Here is a 12,871-nt window from a genome sequence, read left to right as displayed (position 1 = left end):
GCACACGGTCGTTGCGCTGCCTTGACTCGGCCGCGCGTCGCCTTCCTTGATCGCACTCTGCCGCACGTCGCACCTCCACCGCATCACTCGTTCAGCCCAATCCCTCGGCCCTCGTCGCCCCTTTGGCCCCAAACACCTCACAAACCCCATCGACCTGCGGTTTTGCAGCTTCACTCGAACGGATGATCGACCAAACCCCTGGAAATTGTCGGGCCGTCGAACTACTGTTCGAAGTACAGGACGCCGAACACCAGTTCGAGGGGAAGCTCATGACGATCGCACCGTTCCACCCCGAGGCCGGGGCACCGCCGGTCCCGGCGTTGCCGACACTGCCGCCGTTGCCGCCGGGGCGGTGGCACGGGCGGATCTGGGTGTCCGCCGAACCGCTCGCCCGGCCACAGCGGTACCTGGAATGCGTCGCGGAGTTCGGCCGGTCCGGCTTGTGGCCGGTACTGATCCCACCCGACCAGCGGTTCACCGCACGCGGCGAGGACTGGCTCGACGATCGCGGCAGGCTCGCGCCCGCCGGGCACCGCATCGATTCCGCCGACCCCGGGGAAGTGCTCGCGCGCTGGTGGGACTCCTCCTGCTGTGAAGGTGCCTGCCTGCGGCCGTTCGGTACCGGGTTCCCCGGACTCGCCCGGCGTTCGCACCGCCGCAGCGACCCCCTCGCCGAGGCGGGCAACACCGGCACCGTCCACGCCACGCGCACACCGCACCGGCTCGGGCTGGTGCAGGCCGAGCGCCCGGCCGACGTGCCCGCCCTGATCGGCTGGACCGGCATGAGCAAGTCCACCGACCGCGTCGCCGAACTCTCCGCGGTACTCCGCAGCTGGGAAGACCGCTTCGGCGCCACCCTCGTCACGCTCGGCTTCGACGCGCTGGAGCTGTCCGTCTCCGCCCCACCCCGCACGCAGGCCCGCGCGCTGACCGTCGCCGCCGAGCACCGCGCCTTCAGCCTGCCGACCTACCTCGCCCAGCCCGGCACCCTGCGCGAGTACGCCGGCACCCTCATCCGCACCCGCCGCTGGCGATTCTCCTGGGCCTGACCAGCCCAGCCCGCCACAGACCACAGAGCCGAAAAGATGAGACGCAGACCCCCATGCTTCGGACACCTGTCCCAACCCCTGGTACGTATGTCCGGAAAACGACCACGCGGACGCGTTTACCGCAACCATCCCCACGGAAAATCCGGGAGAAGACCACCGGCCGCCACCGTGTCCTCTTGGCCCACCGTGTCCTCTTGGCCCACCGTGCCCCCTTGGCCCACCGCCGCCGCACACCACATCCCGGCGCCGCACCAAGACCACCCGCCCTTGCTGCTTCCTGCCTCATTCCATCCACAATGGACGAGACCGCCGCCCTCACCAGCGCCGCAGCACCGACCGCCGGCACCTGGCTGTCCCCGCTGTCCGGAACGATCCGCCACACAGTGAGCGCACAGTGAGCGCTATCCGATTGGCTGGGGCAGCGGTACAGGTGGTCTGCCTGTCGTCGCTGGGGGTCGGCAGACAGATCACCTGCACCCAGCACGCGCTGGGCCCCGCCCGGTCGACCGGAAGCCTCGCGGACCGGAGCGCCTCACCTCACCTGCCGAGGTATCTCGAACCGCGTCTCCGACGGACCACTTCGGACCGCGGAACCTGCAGCCGACACCACGTACAGCACCGCGACGGACCGCCCCCGTAACCGAGACACGGCCATTCATCCCGCCGCCAACCGCTCCCGTGTCCAAGGCCTGGCCATCCACCATCCACCCCATCGACCAAGACACGGCGATCCACCATGCAGCCGGGCGCTTCCGCAACCGAGACACAGCCATCCACCCCACGGCTCGACATTTCGGTGACCGAAACACAGCCGTGCCGCGGCAGGGCCGTCCCGAGGCAGGGCGCTTCCGTGACAGTGCACGGAAATCCCCGGGACCGGCCGACGCGCAGCCTGCCCTGCCGAGCCGACGACGCACATCCAGCAACGCCCGGCCCCTGCCACACCAACCAACCGCACCCGTATCCGGCAATGCCGAACCGATCACACCCACCAACCGACCCACCTACCCGGAGGCCCTATGACCAAAGATCCCACATCACCGCGCCCCACCCCAAAACCCCACCCCGGAGCGGCCACCCCCAGCCCCACCCGACAGCCCGGCTACCCACCCACCAAAGTGGCCAGTTTGGCCCGCACGGCGGCGGCATCCGGGTGAGCCAGGGTGGTCAGCAGCCGGATCGAGCGCAGCCAGCAGTCCCGGGCGGCGGCGGGGCGGCCTTGGCTCAGGTGGGCGGTGCCCAGCTCGGACAAAGCGTCCGCGGCCTCGTACTCCTCGTCCATCGCGAAGAACATGTCCACGGCTTCGGACATGCACTCGATGCCCTCCGTATGCCTGCCCAGACCCAGCAGCGCGCGTGCCCGGGTGACCAGCGAGAACCGGCCGGTTCGCGGGTCATCCGCGGGTACCAGCGACAGCGCCTCGTCGGCCAGGGTCAAGGCCTGCGGGTGGTCGCCCATGGTGGCGCAGAGGTCACCGAGGGCGCGCAGGACGTTCGCTTCGAAGCCGGTCAGCTGCAAGTCGCGGGCGATCTCCAGGGCGCGCTCGCCGTGCCGGTAGGCCGCGGGGAAGTCGGCGAACTCCCGCGCGGTCTGCGAGAGGTTGTACCGGGCTCGCGCCTCGCCGCGCAGGGATCCCAATTCCTGTTGCACGGCAAGGGCTTTCTCCAGGTTGCGCCGGGCCGACGAGTAATCCCGGACGACTCCGTCGAGCACGCCGAGGCCGTTGCGGATCGCTGCCTCGCCCGGGCGGTCGCCGGATTCCTGCGTGGCACGCAGGGCGGTCTCCAGCACGACGCGGCATTCGTCGACCCGGGTTCGCCCGGCGAGGTAGGTGAACAGCAGCCAGGCCACTTTCCAGCAGTGCGCGTGGTACCGGATCCGGAACGACCAGCTCACGACCGAGACCAGATTCTCGTGCTCCCGCGAGAACCAGGCCAGCCCCTCGTGATAGCCGTCGAAGGCAAGGCCACCCCGCAGGCCTTCGATCCCGAGGCTGTCCTGGAACCGGTCCGGCCGCATGGCCCAGGACGCGTTCCGTGCAGTCACCAGATACCAGCCGAGCAGCCGTTCGCACGCGGTATCCCGCTGCCACGCACTGTCCACTTGGTACGAGAGTTCGAACGCGTACGCCCGGATCAGATCGTGGAACCGGTACTGCCCCGGCCGCGGCTGGTCGAGCAGGTGCGCGGAGACCAGCGCGCCCAGCGCTTCGCGCACCTCCGCTTCCTCACCCCCGGCCAGCGCGACGACGGTGTCCACATCGAACCCCGGCACCATCGGCAGGCCGAGCAGCCGCAGCAACCGGGCCGCGGGTTCCGGCAGGGCCCGGTACGAGCAGGAGAACACCGCGCGGATGTTCGTCTCGTCCCCGTCGCCGAGATCGAACGTGCCGAGCCGTCCGCCGCCGGCCGGCAGCCCGGCAACGAACTCGCCGAGCGGCTGATCCGGGAACTGCGCCAGCCGCACCGCGAGGATCCGGATGGCCAGCGGCAGCCCGCCGCAGTACCGCACGAACTGCTCCGCGGCGGCCGGATCCGCCTCCACCCGGTCGAGCCCGACCGTCGAGGCGATCAGCTGGACTCCTTCCTCATCGTCCAGTTCGGACAGTCCGATCCGCCGGACACCGTGGGTGGCGGCCAGGCCACGCAGCTGCCACCGGCTGGTGACCACGACGAGACAGCCCGGCCCCGGCATCAGCGGACGCACCTGCGCCGAGCTGTTCGCGTTGTCCAGCACCATGATCAGCCGCCGGCCCGCGGTGTGCGTGCGCCAGGCCGCGGCTCGTTCGTCGAGCCCGGCCGGGATCTGGTCCGCGGGCACGCCGAGGGCGCCCAGCATCGCTTCGAGCGCGGCGAGCGGCTCCAGCGGATCGCCCGCCCCGAACCCGCGCAGGTCCTGGAAAACCTGCCCACCGGTGAACCGGTCCGCGATCTGGTGTGCGAAGTGCACGGACAGCGTGGTCTTCCCTTGGCCGCCCATTCCTTCCACCGAAGCGATCGGCGTGGAGGTGCCGTCGTCGAGCGCCTCCGGAAGCAGGGCATGCAAGGCCTTCAACGCCCGCGCCCGCCCGGTGAACGCGCGCAGATCGGGCGGCAGCTGGTGCGGCACCTGCGGTTCGGCTGCCGGACGGTACCCGGCGGAATCGTCCCCGCCGAGCACGAGCCGGTGCGCGCTCTGCAACCCGGCGCCGGGGTCCAGGCCCAGCTCGTCGGCCAGCACAGCGCTGATCCGCCGGTAGGCCTCCAGCGCCTCGGCCCGCCGCCCGGCCCGGAACAAGGCGAGCATCAACTGCTCGTGCGGCCGTTCCCGCAACGGATGTTCCCTGGTCAGCCGTTCGAGCGAGGGCACGATCAGATCGTGCTCACCGACCGCGAGCAGCGATTCGGCCCACTGCTCGCGCACCCGCGTGCGCTCTTCGGTGAGCTGTCCGGCTTCCTCCCGGTGCAGCGCGTCCGAAGCCACGTTCTGCAGAGCCGGGCCCCGCCATTCGGCCAGCGCGTCCTCGAACAACGCGGCCGCCTGCCGGTGCTCGCCACGTTCGGCAGCCGTCCGGCCCAGGTCGGCGCGGTGGCGAAACCGCAGCAGGTCCACCGCGTTCTCGTCGACCTGCAGCAGATAACCGTCGCGCTCGGTGCGGATCTGCACCGCTTCCCCGAGCGCGCGGCGCAACCGCAGCACGTACGTCTGCAGGGCGCCCTTCGAGCGACGCTGGTCGTCGGTCCACAGCCAATGGCTCAGCAGGTCGACCGAGACGACCCGGTTGGCACGCAGCAGCAGCCCGGTGAGCACGATCAGCGGGCGGCTGCCGCCCAGCGGCACCACCTCGCCCCCGGCCCGCACCTCGGCCGGACCGAGCACCCGGAAGTCCATCGATCCCATTGCGCGATCCGACGGGCCGGATCGCCTCCGGGTTCCGCGATGGCATGATCGGCAGTCATGCGGGTCTACGCGCTGCCCTTGAAAAACCGGTTCCGGGACATCACCGTGCGTGAGGGTGTGCTGCTGCACGGGCCTGCCGGGTGGGGCGAGTTCTGCCCGTTCGCGGACTACTCGGACGTCGAGAGTGTGCCCTGGCTCACGTCCGCGCTCGAAGCGAGCGAACAAGGCTGGCCCGCCGCGGTGCGGGATCGGATCGAGGTGAACACCACCGTCCCGATCGTCCCGCCGGAACGCGCGCACGAGCTGGTCCGCGCCTCCGGATGCCGCACCGCGAAGGTCAAGGTCGCCGACAAGCGCGCGACCCTCGCCGAGGACTGTGCCCGTTTGGAGGCGGTCCGCGACGCGCTCGGTCCGGCCGGCGCGATCCGCGTCGACGCCAACGCGGCCTGGGACGTGGACACCGCGGTGCACGCCCTCGGCGAACTGGACCGGGCGGCGGGCGGCCTGGAGTACGCTGAACAGCCCTGCCCCACCATCGACGACCTCGCCGCGGTCCGGCGCCGGGTGTCCGTGCGCATCGCCGCCGACGAATCGATCCGGCGGGCCGAAGACCCGCTGAAGGTGGCTGTCGCCGGGGCCGCCGATATCGCCGTGTTGAAGGTCGCGCCGCTGGGCGGAGTACGTCGCGCGCTCGAAGTCGCCGACGCGTGCGGGCTGCCGTGCGTAGTGTCCTCGGCGGTGGAGACGAGTGTCGGCCTCGCCGCCGGGCTGGCGCTCGCGGGCGCGCTGCCCGAGCTGGACTTCGCCTGCGGCCTCGGCACGATGTCGTTGCTGCGGGGGGACGTCAGCACCGCCACGCTGTCCCCTGTGGACGGTTACCTGCCGGTGCTGCCGACCCCGCCGGAACCAGATACTTTCGCCTCGTTCGCCGCTTCCGCCGAGGTGACCCGCGCCTGGCAGAACCGGTTGGCGCGAGTGCGTTCGGCAGCGGGCCGGTAGCCTGCTCAGCCGAGCCAGCGCCGGGTGACCGCGGCGTACGTCCCGTCCTCCCGGATCGTCCGCAGCCAGCCGTTCACGTAGCCCAGCAGCAGCCCGGACCCGTGGGGCAGCAGGTACGCCTTTTCGTCGTCGGTGAACGGGTGGTCCGGATGCACCGCGCAGAGCTGCGGGTGCTGCCGGGACTGCCAGCGAGTCTCGGACGCATCGGTGATCATCAGATCGGCCCGGCCGGCCAGCAGCTCATCGAAGATCGTGTTGTTGTCCGGATGGCCCAGCACGGTGGCCTGGCGCAGCCGCGTACGCGCGAACTTTTCGTTGGTACCACCGGGATTCACCACGACCTGAACCCCTGGACGGTCGATCTGCGCCAAGGTCCCGAACCGCGCGACGTCCGCGCAGCGGGTGATCGGTGTCTTGCCGTCGCGCTGATACGGCGTGCTGTAGGTGGCCAGCCGGGCTCGCTCCGCGGTCACCGAGATCCCGCCCATCGCCAGGTCGCAGCGGCTTCCGACGTCCCCAGCCAGGCGTGCCCAGGTGGTCTGGACCAAGGCCGGCCGGAGACCGAGCCGCTGCGCAAGGTCCCCTGCGAGGTCGAAATCGATCCCGCTCCACCGGCCCGCCGGGTCGCGGTAGGTGAACGGCCGGTAGTCGCCCGTGCTGCACACCCGCAGCTCACCGCGGGCGAGCACCGTGTCCGCCGGACCGGGTTCGGCGCGCGTGGCCGCGGACGCCGTGGCAAACCCGAACACCGCGAGCAGCGCGACCACCAGCGCGACGATCTTCATCCGGCCATCCTCCCCGGCGGGGCGCTCCGGGGGATCTCAGGGTCGCGGGCCAGGGCCTTCTCCGGGCTGTTCCCGGATGTGCCGGGGTGCCCGCTGCCGCAGCATTATCGGCATGACGAACCCGACGGAGACCATCGACCAGCCGCAGACCAAGAAGCTCCACCGCAGCCGGACCGACCGGATGATCGCCGGGGTCTGCGGCGGATGGGCCGACTACCTCGGCGTGGACCCGGCGATGGTGCGTATTGCCGCAGTCGCCGCCACCGCGCTCACGGCCGGGTTGATGATCCCGGTCTACCTCGCCGCCGTCCTCCTGACGCCGGCGGCCTGAGCCTGCCGGGCCCGGACGCGGAGGGGGCGACCGGGCCCGGCGGAACGCGGGTGCCGGCCTTGTGCCGGATGGGGCGCCCGCGTCCCTCGGCCCCGGAATCGGTCCTCGCGGCCCGGCAGCACGACCTGCCTGCCTGATCCCTCGTGCTGCCGGGGTTCGGCGCGAGAAGCACCGACGACGGGGATCGCCCCGCCGGTGGTGACCCGCCGGCGGGGCGGTAGCCGCGATCCGGGTCGGCGTGACTGCGGCGCGGGTGTCCCGGGCAAGGGGAATCCAGGACACCCGCGCCGGAGCCGCGTTTCCCGGGCCGCAGGACGGGAAACGCGGCGACGGTCGTAGCCGCGGTTATGCGGGGTGGCCCGCTGTGCGAGTGGCCTGGGCTAGGGGGAACCAGGGCACTTGCACAGCGGGCCAAACATCACGGATCGCGGGACCGGACCCGGGAACTGCGGCGACAACCCGCGTTTGCACGACATGACCCATGCCTGGACCAGGGGAACCAAGGCACTCACACAGCCAGCCACACACCACGGATCGCGGGACCGGACCCGGGAACTGCGGCGACAACCCGCGTTTGCACGACATGACCCATGCCTGGACCAGGGGAACCAACGCACTCACACAGCCAGCCACACACCACGAACCACAGGACCGGACCCAGGAACGCAGCAACAACCCGCGTTTGCGGGGCATGCCCCATCGCGCGAAATGGCCTGGAAACGTTCGGCGCGTCCACCGTGATGCTGGCGCGCCGTTCCCCGCGAACGGCCTCAGCAAAGGGAACGCTGGAAACGCAGCGGCAGCCCGCACTCGCGCCGACGTGCCCGCCCGGCACCACCAGCCGCAGCAACGGGGATCCGGCCCCGGAAACGGGCGAAGCCCGGCCCACCGAACAAGGTGGACCGGGCTTCGCCGGGGTGTTGTGCAGCCGAACTCAGAAGTCCATGCCGCCCATGCCGCCGGACGGGTCGGCCGGGGCCGCGGAGGCCTTCTCCGGCTTGTCCGCCACGACCGCTTCGGTGGTCAGGAACAGCGCCGCGATGGACGCGGCGTTCTGCAACGCGGAACGGGTGACCTTGGTCGGGTCCGGCACGCCGGCCGCGAGCAGGTCCTCGTACACGCCGGTGGCGGCGTTGAGGCCGTGGCCCTGCGGCAGGCCCTTGACCTTCTCCGCCACGACGCCGCCCTCGAGACCGGCGTTGATCGCGATCTGCTTGAGCGGGGCCTCGACGGCCACCTTGACGATGTTGGCACCGGTGGCCTCGTCGCCTTCGAGCTTCAGGCCCGCGAACGCGGCCTCGGCGGCCTGGATCAGGGCCACGCCACCACCGGCGACGATGCCCTCTTCCACGGCGGCCTTGGCGTTGCGCACCGCGTCCTCGATGCGGTGCTTGCGCTCCTTGAGCTCGACCTCGGTCGCGGCACCGGCCTTGATGACGGCGACGCCGCCGGCCAGCTTCGCGAGCCGCTCCTGCAGCTTCTCACGGTCGTAGTCGGAGTCCGAGTTCTCGATCTCCGCGCGGATCTGGTTGACGCGACCCTGGATCTGGTCGGCGTCGCCCGCGCCCTCGACGATGGTGGTCTCGTCCTTGGTGATGACGGCCTTGCGCGCGCGGCCGAGCCACGACAGGTCCGCCTTGTCCAGGCTGAGGCCGACCTCTTCCGAGATGACCTGGCCACCGGTCAGGATCGCGATGTCCTGCAGGATGGCCTTGCGGCGGTCACCGAAGCCCGGGGCCTTGACGGCAACGGACTTGAAGGTGCCGCGGATCTTGTTGACCACCAGGGTCGCCAGGGCCTCGCCCTCGACGTCCTCGGCGATGATCAGCAGCGGCTTGCCGGACTGGATGACCTTCTCCAGCAGCGGCAGCACGTCCTTGACGTTGGCGATCTTGGAGCCGAAGAGCAGGACGTACGGGTCCTCCAGCTCGGCTTCCTGACGCTCGGGGTCGGTGACGAAGTAGCCGGAGATGTAGCCCTTGTCGAAGCGCATGCCCTCGGTGAGCTCCAGCTCGAGCCCGAAGGTGTTGCTCTCCTCGACGGTGACGACGCCTTCCTTGCCGACCTTGTCCAGCGCCTCGGCGATCAGCTCGCCGATGGTGCGGTCCGCGGCGGAGATCGAGGCGGTGGCCGCGATCTGCTCCTTGGTCTCGATCTGCACGGCAGCCTTGTGCAGCTGCTCGGTGACGGCCTCGACGGCCGCCTCGATGCCGCGCTTGAGGCTGATCGGGTCGGCACCCGCGGCGACGTTGCGCAGGCCCTCGCGCACGAGCGCCTGGGCCAGCACGGTGGCGGTGGTGGTGCCGTCACCCGCGACGTCGTCGGTCTTCTTGGCAACTTCCTTGACGAGCTCGGCCCCGATCTTCTCCCACGGGTCCTCGAGCTCGATCTCCTTGGCGATGGAGACACCGTCGTTGGTGATCGTCGGCGCGCCCCACTTCTTTTCGAGCACGACGTTCCGGCCCCGCGGGCCGAGGGTCACCTTGACGGCTTCGGCGAGGGTGTTCAAGCCGCGCTCAAGACCGCGGCGGGCGTCCTCGTCGAACGCGATCAGTTTGGCCATTGCGGTGTGGTCCTCCGGTATTGGGCGCCACCGCCGCACTGTTTCCAGGGGCGGCAGCAGGACACGTCCTAGGCCAGGCTCGGTGCCCGCGACGGACGACCGACCGGATGGTCAGCCTCACCGTCCCGGCCTTCAGGCGGGCGATCGGTGACCGCCGCCTGGCACTCGACGGCGTCGAGTGCCAATGCCGTGTTTAGCACTCTCCCCGGGCGAGTGCAAGGAGCCCAGGTCAGTGCCCTGCGTCGTTCGCCCGAACAGCTGCACGGCAGGCCCCGCTTAGGGCTGTGAAGGGACCCTTCACAGACGCTGAGTCCAGGGTGTCGGCAATGTCGGTGCGAGGTGCCCTGCGCAGACTGCGGAGGTCCGTGAAGGGGTCCTTCACGGACTCTGAGTCCGTGAAGGGCCCCTTCACGGCATGTGCCTCAGGCGCGGGAGAATGCGGTGCGCATCGGCGAGGCGGAGGCCAGGCCTCGGCGGCACGGCCGGGCACCGGCTGAAGTCGTGCGGATCACCCCGCGGTCGGGGCGGGCACCCCGGCACGAGCGGGGGTCAGCGGCTCGGCTGGATCGGGATCGACGAGGGCGGCGGGCGCAGCGAGGACGGTCCGGTGCTGCCCTGCCCACCCGGTCCGACCGGGATGTTCGGCGCGGTCGAAGTGGGCGTGCTGCTGCCGCCGCTGTCGTCCCCGCCGAAGAGCAGGATCGCGCCGATCACCAGCCCGGCCGCCACGACGACGCCGAGCACGATCCACAGCCACTTGAGCCCGCCGCCCCTGCCTGCGGGCTGGAACGCCTCGTCCCCGGCGACCGGTGACGGCGGGCGCACCCGCACCGGATCGCCGTAGACCTGGTTCGGGTAGCCGTAACCGGGCGACTGTTGCGGCTGACCGGGGTAGCCGTAGCTGGGGTGACCGGCCGGGTTCTGCTGCGCGGGGTAGCCGGTTCCGTAGCCGCCCGGCATCCCGGAGTAGCCGGGCTGAGCCAGACCGCCGGGAGCACCGTAGGCCGCCGGGGCGCCGTAACCACCCGGACCGGGCGGCGCGCCCCAGGTGCCGGGACCACCCACGGCGGGGTTCCCCGGTCCGACCGGATTCGCCTGGGCGGCCGGGTTCCCCGGGCTTGCGAAAGTACCTGGCGCGACAGGGTTGTTCTGGTCCGCGGGATTGCCCGACGCCGGATTTCCTTGCCCTGCGGGATAAACCTGGCCCGCCGGAGTCCCCTGTGCATCGGGACCACCGCCGGGGACCGCCGAGTTCCCCAGCCCTGCAGGGTTCCCGGGATTGCCCGAGCCGTTCGCGGCGGCGAACCCGCCCGCACCGATGCCACCGGGGCCGCCCTGGCCGGGCGCGGTGACGGAGGCGGCGAGCGGCCCCAGCGCCACCCGTGCCGCCTCGATCATCGCCACACAGCTCGGGTAACGGTCGGCGGGCGCCTTGGCCATGCCCTTGCGGACGACCTCGTCCAGCGCGGATGGCAAGGCCACGGCGAGGGACACCGACGGCGGTTCCCCGGCGAGATGGCCCTTGATGACCGTCGGCACGTCGCCGCGGAACGGCGGGTTCCCGGTGAGACAGGCGAACAGCACGCAGGTGAGGGCGTACTGGTCGGTGCGGCCGTCGAGAGGTTCGCCACGCAGGTGCTCGGGGGCGGCGTAGGTGGGCGAGCCGAGGAAGTCGCCACCGCGGGTGCGATGGCCGGTGGCGCCACGACGAGTCAGGCCGAAATCGGCGACATACACGTGCTCGCGGGAGGTTTCGCGGCTGGTGACCAGGACGTTGGCCGGTTTCACGTCGAGGTGCACCAAGCCGTGGCTGTGCAGGGTGTCCAATGCGTCGGCGACCTGGTCGAGCAGGGTCAGCGCACGGGCGGGGGCGATCGGGCCCCCGGAGATCAGGCCGGCGAGATCCCCGCCGTCGACCATCCGCATGGCGATGTAGAGCATCCCGTCCAGCTCGCCGAAGTCGTACAGCGGCACGACGTTGGCGTGGTCGATCGCGGAGGTGTTGCGGGCCTCGTCGACGAACCGCTCGCGGAACTCGGCGTCCGTGCCGAGGTGGTCACCGATGACCTTCAGTGCCACCTTGCGGCCCAGCCGCACGTCCGTGGCCTGGTAGGTCACGCTCATGCCGCCCTTGCCGAGCACCGAGTCGATGCGGTAGTGGCCCAGCCGCCGACCGGTGAGGTCCCCCGACACATCGCCTGTCACGCTGCGCAGCTTAACGCGCCGGTATCCGCTGCCACTGCCGGTTCGCCCAACCGGTCAACAAGGATGCCTCAGGACACCTTCCGGACCTCGGCGGCCTGGCTGCGGCCGTCCCGCCCGGACTGGATCTCGAACTCGACCCGGTCCCCTTCGTCGAGGGTGCGGAAGCCCTCCGCCTGGATCGCCGAATAGTGCACGAACACATCCGGCCCTTCGGGGGATTCGATGAACCCGTAGCCCTTTTCCGAGTTGAACCACTTGACGGTGCCGACAGCCACGGCGCCCTCCCACGGTGTGAAAACCTGCTGCGCTTCCAGCAGGCCGGAAGTGCAGTTCACGCTACCGGAATCAGCGCCGTCGGCAATGGGCAATCGAGCGGAATCAGCTAGCCGCGCGACACCCTTTGGCAGCGCGCGGTGACCAGCACCGTGCCCGGACCGGCGAAGTCGAGCACCAGCCCCTCCCCGGTGCGCAACGACTGCGGGCCACTCGGATCGACCGCACGCAACCGGGCCTGCACCGCATCCGGATACGCCAGCACGTACTCCGGGCGGACGGTCACCAGCTCGCCCGGCGAGAGCGTGAACGAATCCACCGGACCGGGCGAGGTCAGCACCAGCGGCCCGGTCCCGCTGTAGTGCTCCAGGAACCCGGAGTCCGCGCCGAAGAGCTGCTGCAACGGTGCCCAGGCGGCGTCGTGCCGCACCGAACTCGGCCGGGCGAGCACCGCGTCCCGGTGCACCGACCATCCGGTGCCGCCGGTCAGTTCGAGCGGGTAGACGTCGCCGGGACCGTCCGGAGCGAGGTCGACCCAGCCACCGCCCTGCGGCGCGGTGAACACCGTCCGGCCGGATTTGCGGCCGCCACGGGCAGCGCTCGACTCGACCACGCCGAAACTGCTCGCCAGCATGGTTTCGGTGGCCGACTGCACCGCTTCGCCCGAGGCCAGCAGCACCCTCGCCACGCCGAACCCGGGGGTGTGCCTGGTGTGCACCCGCATGTCAGCGCGCGGGGAACAACGCGACGCTGGCGATGGCGGACGACGGCTGCTGCCGAACCTTG

Annotated in this window: 9 protein-coding genes; 3 read left to right on the top strand and 6 right to left on the bottom strand. The window is 70.9% G+C overall.

The annotated features are described in order from the left end of the window. The first annotated feature begins 269 nt into the window (after positions 1-269). Complete coding sequence (locus ATK36_RS20145; protein WP_098515031.1) at positions 270-1,049, top strand: DUF4253 domain-containing protein; 780 nt, start codon at positions 270-272, stop codon at positions 1,047-1,049. Positions 1,050-2,151: 1,102 nt separating this feature from the next. Here the strand turns inward: ATK36_RS20145 and ATK36_RS20140 are convergent. After that, positions 2,152-4,929, bottom strand: coding sequence for an AfsR/SARP family transcriptional regulator (locus ATK36_RS20140; protein WP_098512955.1), 2,778 nt, complete (start codon positions 4,927-4,929; stop codon positions 2,152-2,154). Positions 4,930-4,986: 57 nt separating this feature from the next. Here ATK36_RS20140 and ATK36_RS20135 point away from each other — a divergent pair, with 57 nt between their 5' ends. Next, positions 4,987-5,928, top strand: a complete 942-nt coding sequence (locus tag ATK36_RS20135) for an o-succinylbenzoate synthase (RefSeq protein WP_098512954.1) — start codon at positions 4,987-4,989, stop codon at positions 5,926-5,928. A gap of 5 nt (positions 5,929-5,933) precedes the next feature. Here the strand turns inward: ATK36_RS20135 and ATK36_RS20130 are convergent, their stop codons facing one another. After that, a complete protein-coding gene (locus tag ATK36_RS20130) occupies positions 5,934-6,713 on the bottom strand; it encodes a transporter substrate-binding domain-containing protein (RefSeq protein WP_098512953.1) in 780 nt (259 codons plus the stop codon). 112 nt (positions 6,714-6,825) lie between these two features. Between ATK36_RS20130 and ATK36_RS20125 the strand changes: the two genes are divergently transcribed. After that, the gene (locus tag ATK36_RS20125; protein ID WP_098512952.1) at positions 6,826-7,044 is read left to right on the top strand and encodes a PspC domain-containing protein; all 219 of its coding nucleotides are present in this window, start codon (positions 6,826-6,828) and stop codon (positions 7,042-7,044) included. Between the two features lie 934 nt (positions 7,045-7,978). Here ATK36_RS20125 and groL read toward each other — a convergent pair. The 4 genes from groL to ATK36_RS20105 form a co-directional block, all read right to left on the bottom strand. After that, positions 7,979-9,607 carry a chaperonin GroEL gene (groL, locus tag ATK36_RS20120; RefSeq protein WP_098512951.1) on the bottom strand — a complete coding sequence of 543 codons (1,629 nt, stop codon included), beginning with the start codon at positions 9,605-9,607 and terminating at the stop codon, positions 7,979-7,981. Between the two features lie 549 nt (positions 9,608-10,156). Continuing rightward, complete coding sequence (locus tag ATK36_RS20115; RefSeq protein WP_245914919.1) at positions 10,157-11,812, bottom strand: serine/threonine-protein kinase; 1,656 nt, start codon at positions 11,810-11,812, stop codon at positions 10,157-10,159. A gap of 68 nt (positions 11,813-11,880) precedes the next feature. Beyond that, positions 11,881-12,087: a cold-shock protein gene (locus tag ATK36_RS20110; protein ID WP_098515029.1), complete on the bottom strand. Its 207-nt coding sequence runs from the start codon at positions 12,085-12,087 to the stop codon at positions 11,881-11,883. Between the two features lie 107 nt (positions 12,088-12,194). Then, positions 12,195-12,809, bottom strand: a complete 615-nt coding sequence (locus ATK36_RS20105) for an AIM24 family protein (protein WP_098512950.1) — start codon at positions 12,807-12,809, stop codon at positions 12,195-12,197. Positions 12,810-12,871 lie beyond the last annotated feature (62 nt).

The organism is Amycolatopsis sulphurea (assembly GCF_002564045.1).
Lineage (GTDB): Bacteria > Actinomycetota > Actinomycetes > Mycobacteriales > Pseudonocardiaceae > Amycolatopsis > Amycolatopsis sulphurea.
Note: the sequence above shows the minus strand (reverse complement) of the source record. Positions and strands in the feature narration are given on the sequence as shown.

Excerpts from the sequence above, each read along its gene's own strand:
- ATK36_RS20140 (WP_098512955.1), bottom strand. The coding sequence starts at position 4,929 with ATGGGATCGATGGACTTCCGGGTGCTCGGTCCGGCCGAGGTGCGGGCC.
- ATK36_RS20135 (WP_098512954.1), top strand. The coding sequence starts at position 4,987 with ATGCGGGTCTACGCGCTGCCCTTGAAAAACCGGTTCCGGGACATCACC.
- ATK36_RS20130 (WP_098512953.1), bottom strand. The coding sequence starts at position 6,713 with ATGAAGATCGTCGCGCTGGTGGTCGCGCTGCTCGCGGTGTTCGGGTTT.
- ATK36_RS20125 (WP_098512952.1), top strand. The coding sequence starts at position 6,826 with ATGACGAACCCGACGGAGACCATCGACCAGCCGCAGACCAAGAAGCTC.
- ATK36_RS20105 (WP_098512950.1), bottom strand. The coding sequence starts at position 12,809 with ATGCGGGTGCACACCAGGCACACCCCCGGGTTCGGCGTGGCGAGGGTG.
- groL (WP_098512951.1), bottom strand. The coding sequence starts at position 9,607 with ATGGCCAAACTGATCGCGTTCGACGAGGACGCCCGCCGCGGTCTTGAG.
- ATK36_RS20145 (WP_098515031.1), top strand. The coding sequence starts at position 270 with ATGACGATCGCACCGTTCCACCCCGAGGCCGGGGCACCGCCGGTCCCG.